Origin of the sequence: Arthrobacter sp. ov407, assembly GCF_900102895.1 — a bacterium.
Classification (GTDB): Bacteria; Actinomycetota; Actinomycetes; order Actinomycetales; family Micrococcaceae; genus Arthrobacter.
In genome coordinates, this window is record NZ_FNGD01000002.1 from 253,272 (window position 1) to 272,341 (window position 19,070).

Below are 19,070 nucleotides of genomic sequence, written 5' to 3' on the forward strand. Positions count from 1 at the left end.
ACATGTGAACTGTCACATGTGAACTGTTACATATGAACGTGGAGCCGCCGGGCTGCTTCGGAGATGGAGCCGCTCAGCGACGGGTACACGGTGAAGGTGCTGGCAATGTCATCGACATGTAGTTTCTGGGTCACGGCGATCGAGATCGCGAAGATGAGCTCGGAAGCGTTCGGGCCCACCACCACCCCACCGATGACGGTGCCCGAACCCTTGCGGGCGAAGATCTTGATGAACCCGTCGCGGTGGTTGCGCATCTTGGCGCGGGCGTTGCTTCGCAGGGACAGCTTGATGATGTCGCCCTGGTACTTGCCGGAGTCGATCTCGGCCTCGGACACGCCCACGGAGGCGATCTCGGGCGAGGTGAAGATGTTGGATGCCACCTGGTGCAGTTTGATCGGCATGACGGCGTCGCCCAGGAAGTGGGCCACGGCAATCCGGCCCTGCATCGCGGCCACGGAGGCCAGGGCCAGAACGCCGGTGCAGTCGCCTGCGGCGTAAATGTTCGGCGCCGTGGTGCGCGAGACGCCGTCGACCTTGATATGGCCGCTCTCGGTGAGCGCGACGCCGGCTTCCTCCAGGCCGATTCCGGCCGTGTTCGGGATGGAGCCGACGCAGACGAGGCAGTGGCTGCCGGTCACCTTGGAACCGTCACCGAGGGTGACCACCACGCCGTCCTCCGTGCGCTCCACGGTCTCGGCTCGGGCCCGGGAGAGGACCTTGAGCCCGCGGCGTTCGAAGACGCCCTCGAGGACCTCGGCGGCGTCGGTGTCCGAGCCCGGCAGCACGCGGTCGCGGCTGGAAATCAGGGTGACTTTGGAGCCCAGGCCGTTGTAGGCCGAGGCGAATTCTGCGCCCGTGACACCGGAACCCACCACGATCAGCTCTTCGGGGAGTTCGTCCATGTTGTAGATCTGGGCCCAGTTCAGGATGCGCTCACCGTCCGGCCGCGCGGTGGGCAGCTCGCGCGGGTGGGCGCCGACCGCCAGCAGGATGGTGTCCGCCTCCACCGTTTCGGTGCCCTCGGAGGTCAGGACCTCGATGGTGTGGTTGTCCAGCAGCTTCCCGGAGCCGATCACGATGCGGACGTTCTGGTGTTCCAGCCCGGCCTGGATGTCCTCGGACTGCTTCCGCGCCAGGCGGAGCAGGCGGTCGTTGATGTGCTTGAGGTCCGCGCGCATCGCCGGGGCAAAGTCGCCGCCGTCGACGTCGAACTTGACGCCCAGCTCCCCCGCCTCAGCCACGCGGGTCATCAGGTCTGCCGTCGCGATCAGGGTCTTGGAGGGAACGACGTCGGTCAGCACCGCCGAGCCGCCGAGTCCCGCACGCTCAATAATGGTGACCTGCGCCCCCAGCGAGGCGGCGACCATGGCGGCCTCGTAGCCGCCAGGCCCTCCGCCGAGAATTGCGATGCGGGGTGAGCTGAAGTCAGGATGCGTAGTCACAATCAACCATTGTCCACCATCCGAACCGGAGCCACCAAGAATCCGAACCGCGCGCGGGTCCGGCGGTGCATGCTGGGCAGCAGGCCCGGCGCACGATAACTTGTACCAGTGAGCTATACAGAATTCTTGAATGCAGACCCCTTCGACGCCGCCCGCGACGCCGCGGCCTACATCGCCGAAGAGACGGGCGTCGATTCCCATGACGTCGCGCTGGTCCTCGGATCGGGCTGGGGCGACGCCGCCGAGCTGATCGGCGAGACCACCGCCACCTTGTCCGCCGCCGAAATCCCCGGCTTCTCCGCCCCGTCCGTGGTGGGCCACGTGGGCACCATCCGCTCGGTACTGACCAAAGAGGGAAAGCGGGCCCTCGTCCTGGGCGCACGCACGCACTACTACGAGGGCAAGGGCGTCCGTTCCGTGGTCCACGGCGTGCGCACCGCCGCGGCCGCCGGCTGCAAGACCCTCGTGCTGACCAATGGCTGCGGCGGGCTCAACGAGAACTGGACGCCCGGCACGCCGGTGCTGATCAGTGACCACATCAACCTCACCGCCACCTCTCCGCTGGAAGGCGCCACATTCGTGGACCTGACGGACCTCTACTCCTCCCGGATCCGCGGCCTGGCCCGCGAAGTGGACCCGTCTCTGGACGAGGGCGTCTACGCCCAGTTCACCGGCCCGCACTACGAGACGCCCGCCGAGGTGCAGTACGCCAAGCGGATCGGCGCGGACCTGGTGGGCATGTCCACAGCACTGGAGGCCATCGCCGGCCGCCACGCCGGCATGGAGGTCTTCGGCATCTCGCTGGTGACCAACCTCGCCGCCGGGATCAGCCCCGTGCCGCTCAGCCACGGCGAAGTCCTCGAGGCCGGCCAGGCCGCCGGACCGCGAATTTCCAAGCTGCTCGCGGAGATCATCGCCAAGCTCTGATCACTGCTTTACGGGTGCCCGTTCGGTCCTGGACTACCTCGCTGCGGTTATTCCACGGCCAGGTAGTCCAGGACCTTTGTTTTGTCGGACGGGAACCGCCGCTCGATCGAGTCCGCGATCCCGGCGATGCTCTGGCGCGCCAGCGCCTGCCGCCAGGCAAGTTCGGCCTGACGCATGGTCTGGGAAATAAGGCACGTCCGCGCGAAGTTCTCCTGCCGATCCGGCTCCGGGACATTCCCGAGGATCGCCTCGCACCGGAAAGCCGGGTCCTGGCCCTCCAGCGCCAGCACGATGTCCAGCACCGTGATGTTTTCCGGCCTGCGCGCCAAAAGGAATCCGCCGCGGGGCCCCGAGACAGACTCCAGCACACCGGCGCGGACCAGGGACTGGAACTGCTTGTTGAGATAGGCCGCCGGGAGTTTGTAGAACTCCGCCAGCCGCGCGCTGTTCACCGGCTCACCGGGCGGTGTCCATGCCATGTTGACGCAACTGTGCACGGCCCATTCCACGCCACGGCCCATCTTCATATTCCAGACGCTACGTGTCCGGAAATTTCGGTGTCAAGGTCCCGCTGGTGGCTTCGAGATGGAACTGAAACCCAACTCTCGGTTCTCGGGGCAGGAATCGCTCGCGATTGGCGATAGTTTGGTTCCTATGACGTCTTCTGATGCCGAACTCGCCCGACTCCTGAGCGATGCCCGCGACTGGGCCAACCAGGACCCGGACCCCGCCACCGCCGCCACCCTGTCTGAGCTGATCCGACTCACCGATGGAGGCGTCGCCGCGGCCCGCCAAGAGTTGGCCGACAGCTTCAGCGGCACCCTACAGTTCGGCACCGCCGGCCTGCGGGCGGCCCTCGGCCCGGGACCGAACCGGATGAACCGGGTGGTGGTCCGCCGCGCCGCCGCCGGCTTCACCGCCTTCCTGACCAACGCCGTCGAGAAGGTCTCCCCCGGCACCCGGCCGCGCGCCGTCGTCGGCTATGACGCCCGCTACAACTCCGATATTTTCGCCGAAGAAACCGCCGCGATCCTCACCGAGGCCGGTGTTGAAACCTTCCTGATGCCGGCCGCGCTGCCCACCCCGCTGCTCGCGTACGCGGTGCGGGCGCTGGAGTGCGACGGCGGCGTCATGGTCACCGCCAGCCACAACCCGCCGCAGGACAACGGGTACAAGGTGTACCTGGGCCGTCACGCGGTTGAGGAGAGCGGCCGCGGCGCCCAGATCGTGGCACCTTACGACGCCCTGATTGCGGCGAAGATCGACGCCGTCGGCGCCTTGGACTCCATCGTCCTGGCCGCGGACGGGTGGACCGTACTGAACCCCTCGATCGCCACCGAATACCAGGGCGCCGTCGCGGCGCTGGCAGTTCCGGAACACTTCCCGGCCCGCGGGCTGAAGATCGTCCTGACCCCCATGCACGGCGTGGGCGGGGAAACGGCGGTGGCGGTGCTGAACGCCGCCGGTTTCGACGACGTCACGCTCGTCGCGGAACAGGCGCAGCCGGATCCGGACTTCCCCACGGTGAACTTCCCCAACCCGGAAGAGCCCGGGGCGCTGGACCTGGCCCTCGAAGCGGCGACGCGCAAGAACGCCGACATCGTGATCGCCAACGATCCCGACGCCGACAGGGCAGCCGTGGCGGCGAAGGACCCGGCCACCGGCGCGTGGCGCATGCTGCGCGGCGACGAGGTGGGCGCCCTGCTCGGTGCCCACGTCGTGGCGCGTCAGGCCGCCGGCGGCGAGGCGCCGGCCGGCGTGTTCGCCAACTCGATCGTGTCTTCGCGGTTGCTGGCGCGGATCGCGGCCGCGGCAGGCTACGCCCACGAGGAAACCCTGACCGGCTTCAAGTGGATTGCCCGCGTGCCGGGGCTGGTCTACGGCTACGAGGAGGCGCTGGGCTATTGCGTCGCCCCGTCGCTGGTGCGCGACAAGGACGGCATTTCCGCTGCGGTGTTGATCGCCGAGCTCGCGGCGGCCGCAAAGGCCGAGGGCAAGACCATCTTCGACACCCTGGACGAGCTCTACCTGGTGCACGGGCTGCACGCGAGCGACCAGCTCAGCATCCGGGTGGCGGACCTCGGCCTGCTGGACGCGATGATGAACCGGCTGCGCGTCAGCCCGCCGGAATCGTTCGGTGGCTCCGGCGTCGAGGCCGTCACTGACCTGGCCGTGGGCACCGAGCAGCTCCCGCCCACCGAGGGCCTGCTGTACCTGACGAGGGACCTCAGCCGCGTCATCATCCGCCCCAGCGGCACGGAACCGAAGCTCAAGTGCTACCTGGAAGTCATCCGCAGTGTCGACTCGGCCGCCGAACTTCCGGCAGCCCGGGACGCGGCCCGCGCCGCGCTGGACAACGTCCTGGCGGACGTCCGCGAGGCCCTGGGCCTCTAGAGCTCTACCTCAATGTACCCGCCCACAATCCGGGTACCGAAGGTGGCGAGCCGGAGTTCCGGGCTGCCGAGGCACTGCCCGGTTTCGAGGTCGTAGACCTCCTTGTGCAGCGGCGAGGCGATGGTCGGGCGGTCCCCGCGGGACCCCGTGATGCCGCGGGCCATGACGTTCGCCCCGGTGGCCGGGTCCTCGTTGGCGACGGCGAAAACCTCACCGTTCACGGTGCGGAACAGGGCCACCTGGCGGCCCGCAATCAGTGCCGCCTCGCCCCACGCGGGTTCCAGGTCCGCCACGGCGCACACCCGGTGCCAGCCGACTGCGGATCCAACTGCCCGCCCAGCGGCCTGGTCCTCAACGTCGTGTACTGCGTCGTGTACTGCGGTTTCAAGTACGGCGGTCATCCCGGCCCCTCTCTGATGCATCCCATACGGGCTCAACCGCTGCTGCGGCCACATATTCAAGCTAGGCCCGCGGTGTTTCATCCGGACGCGCTGGATGTGTCCGGCGCGTAAAAGAGTGCTCACACGGCCGGAAATGCATTCGTGATGCAGAAGTTAAGATCACGAAACATAAGGGAAACTGAAGCGAAATTCCCTTTGCCTAGTCTGGGACGACAAGCTGCAGAGCACCGTCTGCGGCCCATGCGAAAGGCCCACCGTGACCGGACACCCCTCAAGCCACCCGATTCAGGGCGCAGCCAGCGCCGCTCCGCGCCGTATTGTGGTGGCCGGCGGCGGCCCCGCAGCGCACCGTTTCGCCGATGCCATGCACGCCCGCGGACTCGATGGCTGGCACGTGACCGTCCTCACCGAGGAAGCCCACCTCCCCTACGACCGCGTCGCGTTGAGCAAGGCACTCACCGACAGCGACGTCGACCTCACCCTGGGCAGCGCTTCCATGTGGGACCACGCAGCCCTGAACCTGAAGACCGGCGAGCGCGTCATCAGCATCGACGCCGCCGGCAAGATGGTCAGGACCGCGGCGGGAACCGTCTATCCGTATGACGAGCTCGTGGTCGCGACGGGCTCGGACGCGGCCCGCTTGCCCATCCCGGGTTCCGAACTCACCCACGTGTACCGCACCCTTGAGGACGTCTGGTCCATCAACAAGGCGATCGCGGACCTCACCGGGAAGCTTGGCCGCAAGGTCACCGCGGTCACGATCGGCGGCGGTCTGCTGGGCCTGGAATCGGCGGCCGGCACCGAACAGCTCGGCGCCACCCCGATCGTCATTAACGGCTCGCCGTGGCTTATGAACACCCAGCTGGACGAGGGCGCCGGACAGGCGCTCGGCCGGCTCATCGAGGCCAAGGGCTTCACCGTCCACGGCGGGGTGTTCCCCTCCGAGGTCCTCTCCGACGACGACGGCCAGGTCACCGGCGTCCTCATGGCCGACGGCCGGATCATCGACGCCGACATCGTGATCGTCGCGATCGGGGTGCGGCCCCGCGATGAGCTGTTTCGGGCCGGGGAGGGTGCAGAGCAGCAGTTCCAGCTCGGCCCGCGCGGCGGCGTCGTCATCTCCGACGACTGCTCCACGGAGGTTTCAGGCATCTGGGCGATCGGCGAGGTCGCCAACTTCGGCGGCATGTGCCTGGGCCTCGTGGCCCCGGCCAACACGATGGCCGAAATCGTCGCGGACCGGTTGCACGGCGGCGACGCCACCTTCCCCGGCTTCGACACGGCCACCAAGCTCAAGCTCTCCGGCGTCGACGTCGCCAGCTTCGGCGACGCCTTCGCCCGCACGGAACGCGCGCTCGAAATCGTCTACGCCGATCCCGCCCGCGGCGTCTACCAGAAGATCGTCACCACGGACGATGCCAAGACCCTGCTCGGCGGCATCTTCGTCGGCGACGCCTCCCCCTACACGTCCCTGCGCCCCATGCTGGGCCGCGAACTGGCGGCCGAACCCGGCGCCTACCTCACCGCGGCCGGCGGCGGCGACGCGCCGGAAACCGAACTGCCGGACGACGCCATTCTGTGTTCCTGCAACAACGTCTCCGCGGGAACCATCCGCGACACCGTCAACGGCTGCGGGGCCTGCGACGGCAACGCGCCCGTCCAGGAACTCGGCGAGCTCAAGGGCTGCACCCGCGCCGGAACCAGCTGCGGTTCCTGTGTGCCGATGCTCAAGAAGCTGCTCGAGACCGAACTGACCAAGTCCGGCGTCGAGGTCTCCAAGGCCCTCTGCGAACACATCGAGCTGTCCCGCCAGGAACTCTTCGACGCCATCCGTGTCCTGGAACTGACCTCCTTCGAGGAGATCATGGCCAAGTACGGAACCGGGGCCGGCTGCGATATCTGCAAGCCGACCATCGCCAACATCCTGGCCAGCCAGAACAGCGCCTACGTCCTGGACGCCGGCCGCGGCACCCTGCAGGACACCAACGACCGCGCCCTGGCCAACATGCAAAAGGACGGCACGTACTCGGTGGTTCCGCGCATCGCCGGCGGCGAGATCACCCCGAAGAAACTCGGCGTGATCGCCGCGGTCGCGGAACAGTACGGCCTCTACACCAAGATCACCGGCGGCCAGCGGATCGACATGTTCGGCGCCCGGCTGGAGCAGCTACCGGAAATCTGGAAGGTGCTGGTGGATGCCGGCTTCGAATCCGGCCAGGCCTACGGCAAGAGCCTGCGCACGGTGAAGTCCTGCGTCGGCTCCACCTGGTGCCGCTTCGGGGTCCAGGACTCGGTGGCCATGGCCATCGCGCTTGAGCTGCGCTACCGCGGCCTCCGCAGCCCGCACAAGCTGAAGATGGGCGTCTCCGGCTGCGCCCGCGAATGTGCGGAGGCCCGGGGCAAGGACGTCGGCGTCATCGCCACCGCGGACGGCTGGAACCTGTATGTCGGCGGCAACGGCGGGGCCACCCCGGCGCATGCCCAGCTGCTGGCCAAGGACCTCGACGACGAGACCCTGATCAAGTACATCGACCGCTACTTCATGTACTACATCCGCACGGCCGACCGCCTGCAGCGCACCGCGCGCTGGCAGGAAGAGCTCGACGGCGGCATCAAGCACGTCGAGGACGTGGTGGTACACGACACCCTGGGCATCGCCAAGGACCTTGAGGCCGCCATGGCCAAGCACGTTGACACCTACGTCGACGAATGGGCCGACACCTTGAAGGATCCCGAGCGCCTCCGCCGCTTCCGCTCCTTCGTCAACGCCCCGGACCAGTTGGACGACTCCATCACCTTCGTCTCCGACGAGCGCGGCCAGATGCGCCCCGCGACGGCAGAAGAAAAGGCGCTGGCCGGTCAGCATCCAGTCCTGATCGGCGCTTCCATTCCGGTCCGTGCCACCACCCCGGAACTGTCTGACGAGAACGAGGTATAGCCATGCAGCTCACCATTGACCTCACCGGACGCGAAGTCCTGGTCACGGGCGCGGACCACGCCGCGCGGCAGGCCGTGCGGCGCTATGAAGCGGCCGGCGCCATCGTCTTCCGCCTCAGCACCCCGCGGGGCGCCGGCATGGACGGCCCGCTGCCCGAGCGCCCGTTCCTGGTGGCGGCAGTCGACGACGGCCAGCCCGGCTGGGAGGCCCTGCTGGGCCGGTGCCAGGCCACCGGCATTCCGGTGGCGGCCGAGCCCGCGTCCGGCCCGGAGGGACACGTCACGCTGGTCGGTGGCGGCCCCGGGACCGCCGAGCTGCTCACCGTCGCCGCCGTGGCGGCACTGCGGGATGCCGACGTCGTCTTCTATGACCGGCTCGCCCCGTACCAGGACCTGCCGGACCTGACCTCGGCAGAGCTCGTGGATGTGGGCAAGAAGCCCGGCCATCACAAGGTCAGCCAGGCCGACATCGAAAAGCTCATGGTGGATAGCGCGCTGGCCGGCAACAATGTTGTCCGCCTCAAGGGCGGGGACCCCTATGTGTTCGGCCGCGGCGGCGAGGAAGTCGCTGCCTGCGTCGCGGCCGGTGTGCCGGTCCGTGTCATCTCCGGCGTCACCAGCGCCATCTCGGTTCCGGCCGCCGCGGGCATCCCGGTCACGCACCGCGGAGTCAGCCACATATTCACCGTGGTCTCCGGCCATGCCCCGCTGACCGAGAACGAATTAACGCACCTTTCCGGGCTCGGCGGAACCATTGTGGTCCTGATGGGCATCGGCACCCTGCACCACCTCGCGGCCGGACTCCGCCGGGCAGGAATGCGGGCTGACATGCCGATGGCGGTCGTCGAACGCGGCTACCGCCCCGGCCAGCGCACCACCATCGCCGAGCTGGGCACCATCACCTCCGCAGCCGCGGGCTGCAGCAACCCCGCCGTCCTGGTGATCGGGGATGTTGTCCGGGTGGCCGAGGCCAACCGCAGCTGCGCCGAGGCCACGGCAGAGTTCGACCGACTGGCAGCATCACTGATGGAGGCGTAAGGATTCCCATGAGCGCATTGAACGCCGTCGCCGCAACCTTCCCGGAGCCCGGCGCACCCATAACCCCGTTGACCCCCGCAGCTCCCGGCGCACCCGCGCCGGAACCTGCCGACGACACGACCGAACGGGACCTTCCTTTGGACGGCTTCCGGATCGGCGTCACCTCGCACCGCCGCTCGCAGGACCTCATCGAGGCCCTCGAGCGCCGCGGTGCCGAGGTGCTTCACGCCCCGGCACTGAAGATCGCCCCGGTCCGGGAGGACCAGAGCCTGGTCGAGGACACCCGGGTGATCATCGCCGCCCGGCCCGATCTTTGCATCGCCACCACCGCGTACGGCATGCGCCGCTGGTGCGAGGCCGCGGACACGTTTGGCATTGGCGACCAGCTGCTGGAGACCCTCTCCGCCACCCGGATGTTCGTCCGCGGGCCCAAGGCCCGCGGCGCCGTGCGGGCGGCCGGGCTCGCCGACGTCGGAATCAGCAGCGACGAAACCACGGCCACGCTCGTGGACATGCTCCTTGCCGAGGGTGTGCGGGGCAAGACGGTCGCGGTGCAGCTGCACGGCTACACCGATGTCCGCCAGCTCGAGCGCCTGCGCATGTCCGGCGCCACCGTCCTGACCGTCACTCCGTACCGCTGGGTCAAGCCCGACGGCGCCGACCGGCTGCCCAAGCTCATCGAAGCCGCGTGCAGCGGCAACCTGGATGTCCTGACCTTCACGAGCGCCCCCGCCGTGGACGCCATGTGGAGCACGGCGCACGAGATGGGGGTCTACAAACAGCTCGTGGAGAGCCTGAAGACCACGGTGGCGACCGCCGTCGTCGGGCCCATCACCGCGCAGCCGCTGCTGGACGCCGGGCTGCACCCGCTGGTCCCGGAACGCTTCCGGATGGGCGCCCTGATCCGGCTGGTCTGCGAGCATCTGGCGCTCAACCACGTCCGCCGGCTCGACACCGTTTCCGGCAGCGTGGAGCTGCGCGGCCGCTCGCTGCGGATTAACGGCGAGGCGGTCGACATGGCACCGGCACCCCTGTTGCTGCTGCGCGCCCTCATTGGCGCCGGCGGGGCCGTGCTGTCCCGCGAAGCGCTCTCGGACCTCCTGGAACTACGCGGTTCCGTACATGCCCTGGACATGACCGTCAGCCGGCTGCGGTCCGCGCTGCCGGACACCCGGCTCGTGGAAACCGTGGTGAAGCGCGGCTACCGGATCCGGGTATAACGCAGGTGTCTGAGCTGTCTCCACGGAGGACCCGCCGCCCGGGTGTGACGCACGGCATTACCGGCCGGTAAATACTGGCGAACGGGCAGGGCAAAAGTTGCAACACCCGGGAAACACCCCGGAAAAATCGGACGCCTACGCTGGGTTTCATCAAGCACATCGGCCACACGATGGCCACCCAGCGAAAGGGCCAGCACATGTCCACTCCGGCATTGTCTCCCACCTCCGGCACGTCGCCCTCGACGGCAGCCGCTCCCGGCACCGCCTCTCCGACGACAGTCACGACGGCCGCCCGGCCCAGGATCGTCGTCGCCGGCGCCGGCCGGGCCGCCCAGGCCCTCGTCCGGCAGCTCACCCGGACTCCGTTTGCCGGCGCCATCACGATCCTCAGCAACCGGGACGACGCCCCCGAGGAATTGCTGGAGCTCGCCGTCCTGCCCCAGGTGTCCGTCCGCTTTGGCCAGCCGGCCAGCTACATCGACGCGGAAAACCGCCGTGTGACCACCGCCGACGGCATGGAATTCGACTACGACGAGCTCGTCATCGCCACCGGCTCGGCCCCCGCCGAGGCGCTGGTGGAAGGGGCCGCGCGGTGCCTGAGCTATTCCACGATCGACGACGCCGCCCGGTTGGGCGAGGCCGTCAAGGACGTCACCCGGGTCTTGGGCCGGCGACCGCTGGGCATCCTGGTCGGCACGGGCTCGGCCGCCGGCCAGGCCGAGGCCGTCCTCCGGGCCCGCGGCGTCCGCCCTGTCCGCACCACTGTCCGCCCCGCCGCCGTCGTTCCCTCCGTCGCCGGATCCGTCCTGCCGGCGTCCGGCATCGTCTTCGAGGACGGCTCCAGCATGAACGGTGACCTCGTGATCCTCGCCGAGGAGCGCATCGCCCGCGATGAACTGGCCGCCACGGCCGGGCTTGCCACCGCTGCTGGCGGCGGGATTGTCATCGGCCAGGACTTCCGCACCTCCGTGCCGGGCATCTGGGCGATCGGTGACGCGGCAGCCTACGACGGCGTCCGGCTGGGGCTGCTCGTGGCCTCCGGTTCCGCGGCCTCGGCGTGTGCTTCCCAGTTGCTTCAGGCCACCATGGCCCGGCCCCTGGCGGCCGCGGCCTGAGCGTGCGCGGGGCGGCCCGCCGGGGCATCCATAGGGCATGTTCCTATGGCAAGATGGTTCCCTGATAAGCCGCGCACCATGCGGCGCCGCCAGGGCCCGCAGGCCCACAAGGCACGGGAAGGGACCGCCGCGTCCCAGGCCCGCCACGAAAGGGACCACCATGAGCCACGAAGCCGCCACCGCGGGCACGCCCAACATTGCCTCCTACATTGACCACACGCTGCTCAAGCCGGAGGCCAGCGAGGCGGAGATCCTCAAGGTTTGCTCCGAGGCGGCCGAATACCATTTCAAGTCGGTCTGCGTGAACCCGGTCTGGGTCAAGACCGTCAAGACCGCGCTCAAGGGCTCCGGCGTCCTGACGTGCTCCGTGGTGGGATTCCCGCTGGGCGCCACGCCGAGCGACGTCAAGGCCTTCGAGGCCCGCGGCGCGGTCCTGGACGGTGCCGAAGAGGTGGACATGGTCATCAACATTGCCGCGGCCCGCGCCAATGACAAGGGCGCGCTGGTGGATGATATCGCCGCCGTCGCCGCCGCCGTGCACGAGGGCGGAGCCATCCTGAAGGTCATCATCGAAACGGCGCTGCTCAGCGATGACCAGAAGGTGCTCGCCTGCGAGGCCGCGCTGGAGGCCGGAGCGGACTTCGTGAAGACCTCCACCGGCTTCAACGGCGGCGGGGCCACGGCCGAGGACGTCGCGCTCATGCGCCGCACCGTCGGTCCGGACCTGGGCGTCAAGGCCTCCGGCGGCGTGCGTTCCCTGGCCGATGCTCAGGCTATGATTGCTGCAGGTGCAACACGTATTGGCGCCAGCTCCGGCATCGCGATCGTCAAGGGTGAACAGGGTTCGTCCGCGTACTGATCCACACCGGCAGCGCCCACAGTTTTGAGAGCCCCCCCGGGGCCGAGGAGGAACGAATGTCCAGCAACACCACCCCGTCCCGGCGCGTCGAGAACAGCCTCGGATCCAGCATCGCCCTGTTCGTGCCGATGATGGTCCTGTTCCTCGGTGCGATCTACTCGCTGTCCTTCCTGACGCTGGAGAACGTCTGGCCGATGGCGGTCTGCCTGGTCCTCTTCGCTGCCTCGTTCTGGATCCCGCAGACGCTGCTGGGCCGCTCCGATTCGGCTGGCGAAAACTAGGCTCTCCCCTTTCTTAAATGACTGAAGCTCCGGATTTTCCGGAGCTTCAGTTATTTAACGGGCTTTCGGTCACTGGACCGGCGCGGCCTAGCCGGGCAGCAGCGCGAACAGGCCCTTGACCAGCCCTGTGCCCAGCGCCAGGGCCGCCGGGAAGTGTGCTTTGGCCACCGCCAGGGCGGCGCCAAACATCCCCACCATGGCGTAGCCGCTCACCGGGATCAGGACGAACCATTCCCGCCGCGAACCCGCCCGGCCCAGCAGCGGAATGGAGAACGCCCCGTTGGCCCTCCAGATGTTTTTCAGCAGCGGCAGTTTCCGCAGGACCTTCGGCGGCTTGATCACCAGTGGCCAGAGCAGCGGCACTCCCCCGGTGGTGATCATGTCCCCCACAATGTGCACCAGCACCCCGGTGAGCATCGAAACCGGCAGCCAGGTCCACTGGTGCGGCGCAAACCATGTCACGAGACCTGCCATGAGCAGCCCGACGATCCAGTTGCTGATCCAGCCGTATTTCGGAAAGAGTTTCAGGGCCTTCGCGGCGATGTTGATCATGAACATGCACAGCAGGCCGGCCCCGACGGACAGCAGCCCCCACTGGGTCTGCACCTGCCACTGCCCGGCGATCGTGGCCAGCAGCACGAAGAACGCCGCGCCCAGCACCGAATGCGTGCCCTGCCGGTGGCCCCCGCTTGCGTTCTCAATGCCGCGCGCCACCAGGTTGGACAGTGGCGGCAGCGCGTGCGCCACTGTGCTGGCGCGGTGGTCCCAGTCACAGACCAGCGCGGTCCCCGCTGTCGCCATCGCGCCGATCACGATTCCCGTGGGATCCAGGGGGTACCAGCCGAGCGCATACGGGCCGGTCGAGGCAATGGCTACCCACGCCGCGGCTCCCGACGCGGCGTGATGTCCTCCCATCATTCGTTTATTTCACCGCCGGTGTCGCAGATACAGCGGCGTCAGTGAAGATGTTGCGGATGACGCCGTTGGCCCACTCGAGGATCTCGGCGTCCTGCAGGTCCCGGCCGCCGATCCTGGCCGTCTTGGGCTTCGGGACCAGCACCGCGTCCAGGGCAGGCTTGGCCTGCGCACCGGGGTACATCCGGGTCAGGCGCATGAGCTTGGACTCGGGCAGCTGCGCCGGGGAGAACTTGATGAAGTTGCCCTGCAGCGCGACGTCGGACAATCCGGCCTCGCGGGCGCCCACCCGGAACCGGGCGACCTCGATCAGGTTTGTGGCGGGCAGCGGCAGTTCGCCATAGCGGTCCACGAGCTCCGCGAGGACCTCGTCGATCGCCTCGTAGGTGATAGCGCTGGCGAGCTTGCGGTAGGCCTCCAGGCGCAGCCGTTCGCCCGGCACATAGTCGTGCGGCAGGTGCGCGTTGACCGGCAGCTCGATCTTCATTTCGGCGGCCTTCTCCTCGGCCTCGCCCCGGTATTCGGCCACGGCCTCGCCGACCAGCCTGATGTAGAGGTCGAAGCCGACGCCCTGGATGTGGCCGGACTGCTCGCCGCCGAGCAGGTTGCCGGCGCCGCGGATCTCCAGGTCCTTCATGGCCAGCTGCATGCCGGCGCCGAGCTCGTTGTGCGTCGCGACGGCCTTGAGCCGTTCCAGCGCCACCTCGCCGAGCGGCTTTTCCGAGGGATAGAGGAAGTAGGCGTAGGCGCGTTCCCGGCCGCGGCCCACCCGCCCGCGCAGCTGGTGCAGCTGGGAGAGTCCGTACTTGTCCGCGCCGTCCACGATCAGGGTGTTGGCGTTGGAGATGTCCAGGCCGGTCTCGATGATGGTGGTGCAGACCAGGACGTCGAAGCGCTTTTCCCAGAAGTCCACGATTATCTGTTCCAAACGGCTCTCGGACATCTGCCCGTGCGCCACCTCCACGCGTGCCTCCGGCACCAGTTCGCGGATCTTCGCCGCGGTGCGGTCGATCGTGGACACCCGGTTGTGGACGAAGAACACCTGGCCTTCGCGCATCAGCTCGCGGCGGATCGCGGCGGAGGTCTGCTTGTCCGTGTACGGGCCCACATAGGTCAGCACGGGGTGCCGTTCCTCCGGCGGGGTGGCCAGGGTGGAGGTCTCGCGGATGCCGGTCAGGGACATTTCCAAGGTCCGCGGAATCGGGGTGGCGCTCATGGCCAGGACGTCCACGTTAGTGCGCATCTTCTTCAGCGCCTCCTTGTGTTCGACGCCGAAGCGCTGCTCCTCGTCCACGATCACCAGGCCGAGGTCCTTGAAGCCGAAGTCCTTGGACAGCAGCCGGTGCGTGCCGATCACGACGTCCACGGAACCGCTCTTGACGCCGTCGGCGGTTTCCTTGGCCTCCTTGCCGCTCTGGAAGCGGGACAGGGGCTTGACGACCATCGGGAACCCGGAAAACCGTTCGGTGAACGTCTCGTAGTGCTGCTGGGCGAGCAGCGTGGTGGGCACCAGCACGGCGACCTGCTTGCCGTCCTGGACGGCCTTGAACGCGGCGCGGACCGCGATCTCGGTCTTGCCGTAGCCGACGTCGCCGGAGATCAGCCGGTCCATCGGGATCTCCCGTTCCATGTCGGCCTTGACCTCGTTGATGGTGGTCAGCTGGTCCGGGGTCTCCACGTACGGGAAGGCCTCCTCCAGTTCCCGCTGCCACGGGGTGTCCGGGCCAAAGGCGTAGCCGCGGGAGGCCATCCGGGCGGAGTACAGCCGGATCAGCTCGCCGGCGATCTCCTTGACCGCCTTGCGGGCCTTGGACTTGGTGCTGGCCCAGTCCGCGCCGCCCATCTTGCTCAGCGCCGGGGTGTCCCCGGCGACGTACCGGGTGACCTGGTCCAGCTGGTCGGTGGGCACAAAGAGCCGGTCACCGGGGGCCCCGCGCTTGGACGGGGCATATTCCAGGACCAGGTATTCGCGCACCCCGTCGCCGCCGCCGGCAACCTTGCGCTGGATCAGCTCCACGAATCGGCCGATGCCGTGCTGTTCGTGCACCACGGAGTCCCCGGCCACGAGCTGGAGCGGATCCACGGCGTTCCGCCGCTTGGACGGCATCCGGCGCATGTCCTTCGTGGAACCGGCCGAGGTGCGGCCCAGCAGGTCCGCCTCGGTCAGCAGCGCCAGCTTGAGCGGATCCAGGACAAAACCGCGGCCGACGGCGGCGGTGGTCACCTCGATCAGTCCGGCCTGCGGGTCCGCCTCGAGGGTGTCCACCCGCGCGCAGGGGATGTCGTTGTCGTGGAAGAGTTCCGCGAGGCGCTGCGCCGGGCCGGGGCCCTCGGTGACCACGACGATCCGCCACTGGTCCCGGACGCGGGAGCCGATGAAGTCCATCATTTCCGCGACGTCGCCCTGGTACCCGCGGGGTTCCCGGGCGTGCAGGTTCAGCACGTCGACGTCGGGCAGCAGCTCTTCGTCGCTGGCCAGCGAGGTGATGGACCACCAGGAGACGCCGTGCTCCAGGGCGGCGGTGCGGGTCTCGGTCAGCGACCGGAAGCTGGCCGAATGCAGGGCTTCGGACGCCGCGGAGCTTAGGTCGAGAGGTGCCGTGCCGCCGTCGGACGCCGTGGACCAGGCCGCCTCGAGGAATTCCTCGTTGGTGGCGGCGAGGTCGTGGGCCCGGGTGCGGACCTTCTCCGGCTCGATCACTACCGAGATGGAACCCGCCGGGAGCTGGTCCAGGAACGGCACCATGGCGTCCACCAGCACGGGGGCCAGCGATTCCATGCCCTCGACGGCGATGCCGCCGGCGATCTTCTCCAGCATGTCTGCGGCGGCCGGGAGCTGGGACTTCAGGGTGGCCGCACGGGACATGACGGAGGGCGTGATCAGGATTTCGCGGCACGGCGGGGCATGGAGTTCGGTGGGATGGTGCAGGCCGGGCGCGGTCAGCGAGCGCTGGTCGGCGACGGCGAACCAGCGCATCTGGTCCACCTCGTCGCCAAAGAACTCGACCCGTATGGGGTGGTCCTCGGTGGGCGGGAAGACGTCCAGCATGCCGCCGCGGACGGCGAACTCGCCGCGGCGGGTCACCATGTCCACTCGGGCGTAGGCGGCGTCGGCGAGGCTCTTGACGACACTGCTGAAGGGGGCTTCCTGGCCAAGCTTCAGGGTCACGGGCACCAGTTCGCCCAGGCCGGCGACGATCGGTTGCACGACGGCGCGCACGGGGGCCACCACGACGCGCAGCGCACCGGCGGTGGATGATTCGGGGTGCGCGAGCCGCCGCAGGACGGACAGCCGCCGGCCCACGGTGTCCGATCGCGGGGAGAGCCGCTCATGCGGCAGGGTCTCCCAGCTGGGGAACTCCGCCACGGTGTCGGCCGGCAGGAAGGCGCGCAGGGCCTCGGTCAGGTCCTCGGCCTCGCGTCCCGTCGCGGTGACGGCCAGGACCACGGGCACCGGACGGCCGGCCCCGGCAGAGCCAGTTTCGGCAGGGTCAGTTTCGGCAGGGCCGGTTTCATTCGCCGCGTACGCCGTGAGTCCGTCCGCCATTTCGGCGAGCAACGTGGACCGCATTCCGGCCGGGGCGCTGATCTGGTAGTCCTCGCTCCGGGCAGCGAACCCGCGGGCGGCCTCGGCCTGGATCCGTGCGTAATTCCGGTCCTCGGCGAGGACACGGCGCAGACCGGTGAGAGAGGGACCGTTGAGGCTCATAGCTGTTGCTCCTGATGTGTTCACGGGGTGCAGGCAACACGAATAGCCGGAATTCGTGAGAATCCCGGGTCCTCCAAGCCTACCGCGGAGCCCCGGAACCGGGTGACGGCTAGGCCGACGGGGCTAGGCTGGCAGGAGGAGTTGGCGGCCCATCCGAAGTGGCCCGGGCACCGAATGGCTTGGTAGGCCACCCGCCAACTGCTGGCTGACAACTGGCTGACAAGGAGTCACCATGAACGGCACAACCTCAACCCCTGAACCTGCCCGAACGCCTGCTCCAGACCAGCAGGGAGCCGCCGCCAAGGCCGCCACCTCGAAAACCGTGCTGGTCACCGGGGCCACCGGCTACATCGGCGGGCGGCTGGTCCCCCGGCTCCTGGAAGCCGGGCACAGGGTCAAAGTCGTGGTCCGGACGCCGGCCAAGATCGCCGGCGTGCCGTGGCTGGACGACGTCGAGGTGGTCCACAGCAGCCTCGACGACGGCGAGGCGCTGCGGGCGGCGCTCGACGGCGTCGACGTCCTGTACTACTTGGTCCATTCCATGGCGGGCGGCGCCGGCTTCGAGGCCAAGGAAAAGGCGATGGCCGGGACCGCTGCCCGGGCCGCGGCCGCGGCCGGAGTGGACCGGATTGTGTACCTCGGCGGCCTGCACCCGGCAGGGGCCGAACTGTCCACCCACATGCGCTCCCGCGAGGCGGTGGGGAAAGTTTTCCTGGACGGCCAGGTGGACGCGGTGGTGTTCCAGGCCGGCGTCGTCATCGGCTCAGGCTCGGCGTCCTTCGAAATGATCCGGCATTTGTCCGAGACGCTTCCGCTCATGCCGGCCCCGAGTTGGGTGCGCAACAAGATCGAGGCGATCGCCGTCCGCGACGTCCTGTACTACCTCGTGGCGGCGGCGTCGCTGGAAGGGAGTATCAACCGGACCTTCGACATCGGCTGCCGCCAGGTGCTCAGCTACGCCGGAATGATGCAGGAATACGCCGCAGAGGCCGGCCTGCCGCACCGGGTGGTACTGGCGCTGCCGGTGCCTGCCCCCAAGCTGGCCGGCGTGTGGGTGGCGTTGACGACGCCCATCCCGCTCTCCATGTCCCTGCCGCTCGTGGAGTCGCTCCAGCACGACGCCGTCGCCGGGGAGCACGACATCGATGCGTACATCCGTGTGCCGGAGGGCGGCCTGACCCCCTACCGGCGGGCCGTGGCCCTCGCCTTGGGCAAAGAACGCGACGGCCAGGTGGAAACCACCTGGGCCAGTGCCGGCGTGGACGCCGATCCCCTGCCGAGCGACCCGGACTGGTCCGGCCACGCGGTGTACGTCGACGAACGCAGCTTCCCCAGCGACGTGGACCCGCGGCACGTGTGGACCGTCATCGAGGGAATCGGCGGCCGGAACGGCTGGTACTCCCTGCCGCTTGCCTGGCAGGTGCGCGGCTGGCTGGACAAGCTGACCGGCGGCGCGGGGCTGCTGCGGGGCCGCCGGCACCCGCACCTGCTGGCGGAGGGCGAGGTAGTGGACTGGTGGCGGGTCGAGAGGATCGACCGCGGACGGCTGCTGCGGCTGCGGGCCGAAATGCGGGCCCCGGGCCGGGCGTGGCTCGAACTTTCCGTGGAGCCGGAGGGGACCGGCAGCCGCTACCGGCAGCGCGCCATCTTCTTCCCCAAGGGCCTCAGCGGCCGTCTTTACTGGCTCGCCGTGCTGCCGTTTCACAGCGTCATATTTCCCGCCATGTCGCGGAATATCACTGCCGCCGCCAGGGATCTGGAAAATCTCGAATCGGAGCCTGCCGGTCACACGCCGTAGGATGTTGGAGCCCGAATCGTCCATTTCCACATCC

Annotated in this window: 14 protein-coding genes; 9 read left to right on the forward strand and 5 right to left on the reverse strand. The window is 68.7% G+C overall.

All coding sequences use genetic code 11. The features are described from left to right. Positions 1-26 precede the first annotated feature (26 nt). Complete coding sequence (locus BLS42_RS03940; RefSeq protein ID WP_090577103.1) at positions 27-1,442, reverse strand: NAD(P)H-quinone dehydrogenase; 1,416 nt, start codon at positions 1,440-1,442, stop codon at positions 27-29. Between the two features lie 108 nt (positions 1,443-1,550). On the opposite strand from BLS42_RS03940, the gene BLS42_RS03945 reads away from it, so the two are divergent. Then, positions 1,551-2,369 carry a purine-nucleoside phosphorylase gene (locus tag BLS42_RS03945; protein ID WP_090576752.1) on the forward strand — a complete coding sequence of 273 codons (819 nt, stop codon included), beginning with the start codon at positions 1,551-1,553 and terminating at the stop codon, positions 2,367-2,369. A 47-nt stretch (positions 2,370-2,416) separates the two neighbouring features. Here the strand turns inward: BLS42_RS03945 and BLS42_RS03950 are convergent, their stop codons facing one another. Then, positions 2,417-2,896, reverse strand: a complete 480-nt coding sequence (locus BLS42_RS03950) for an RrF2 family transcriptional regulator (protein ID WP_090576755.1) — start codon at positions 2,894-2,896, stop codon at positions 2,417-2,419. Positions 2,897-3,023: 127 nt separating this feature from the next. Here BLS42_RS03950 and BLS42_RS03955 point away from each other — a divergent pair, with 127 nt between their 5' ends. After that, positions 3,024-4,763 carry a phospho-sugar mutase gene (locus BLS42_RS03955; protein ID WP_090576759.1) on the forward strand — a complete coding sequence of 580 codons (1,740 nt, stop codon included), beginning with the start codon at positions 3,024-3,026 and terminating at the stop codon, positions 4,761-4,763. Here the strand turns inward: BLS42_RS03955 and nirD are convergent. Beyond that, entirely contained in the window at positions 4,760-5,164 is a 405-nt protein-coding gene (nirD, locus tag BLS42_RS03960) for a nitrite reductase small subunit NirD (protein ID WP_090576762.1), read from the reverse strand. The genes BLS42_RS03955 and nirD overlap by 4 nt on opposite strands. 256 nt (positions 5,165-5,420) lie before the next feature. On the opposite strand from nirD, the gene nirB reads away from it, so the two are divergent. The 6 genes from nirB to BLS42_RS03990 all read left to right on the forward strand — a co-directional run bounded on the left by nirB (position 5,421) and on the right by BLS42_RS03990 (position 12,614). Next, entirely contained in the window at positions 5,421-8,102 is a 2,682-nt protein-coding gene (gene nirB / locus BLS42_RS03965) for a nitrite reductase large subunit NirB (RefSeq protein ID WP_256336226.1), read from the forward strand. Positions 8,103-8,104: 2 nt separating this feature from the next. Continuing rightward, positions 8,105-9,139, forward strand: a complete 1,035-nt coding sequence (gene cobA, locus BLS42_RS03970; RefSeq protein ID WP_090576765.1) for a uroporphyrinogen-III C-methyltransferase — start codon at positions 8,105-8,107, stop codon at positions 9,137-9,139. Positions 9,140-9,147: 8 nt separating this feature from the next. Next, positions 9,148-10,359, forward strand: coding sequence for a uroporphyrinogen-III synthase (locus BLS42_RS03975; RefSeq protein WP_090576768.1), 1,212 nt, complete (start codon positions 9,148-9,150; stop codon positions 10,357-10,359). 197 nt (positions 10,360-10,556) lie between these two features. Further along, positions 10,557-11,474 (forward strand): FAD-dependent oxidoreductase, encoded by a 918-nt coding sequence (locus BLS42_RS03980; protein WP_090576771.1) that lies wholly within the window; start codon positions 10,557-10,559, stop codon positions 11,472-11,474. A gap of 160 nt (positions 11,475-11,634) precedes the next feature. Continuing rightward, positions 11,635-12,333 (forward strand): deoxyribose-phosphate aldolase, encoded by a 699-nt coding sequence (gene deoC, locus BLS42_RS03985; RefSeq protein WP_090576775.1) that lies wholly within the window; start codon positions 11,635-11,637, stop codon positions 12,331-12,333. Positions 12,334-12,389: 56 nt separating this feature from the next. After that, entirely contained in the window at positions 12,390-12,614 is a 225-nt protein-coding gene (locus BLS42_RS03990; protein WP_090576778.1) for a hypothetical protein, read from the forward strand. Between the two features lie 87 nt (positions 12,615-12,701). Here BLS42_RS03990 and BLS42_RS03995 read toward each other — a convergent pair whose 3' ends face one another. After that, on the reverse strand, positions 12,702-13,532 hold the full coding sequence (locus BLS42_RS03995; RefSeq protein ID WP_176803155.1) for a metal-dependent hydrolase: 831 nt from the start codon (positions 13,530-13,532) through the stop codon (positions 12,702-12,704). Positions 13,533-13,536: 4 nt separating this feature from the next. After that, positions 13,537-17,238: a transcription-repair coupling factor gene (gene mfd, locus BLS42_RS04000; RefSeq protein ID WP_090576781.1), complete on the reverse strand. Its 3,702-nt coding sequence runs from the start codon at positions 17,236-17,238 to the stop codon at positions 13,537-13,539. A gap of 232 nt (positions 17,239-17,470) precedes the next feature. Here mfd and BLS42_RS04005 point away from each other — a divergent pair, with 232 nt between their 5' ends. Next, positions 17,471-19,036, forward strand: coding sequence for an SDR family oxidoreductase (locus BLS42_RS04005; RefSeq protein WP_256336228.1), 1,566 nt, complete (start codon positions 17,471-17,473; stop codon positions 19,034-19,036). Positions 19,037-19,070 lie beyond the last annotated feature (34 nt).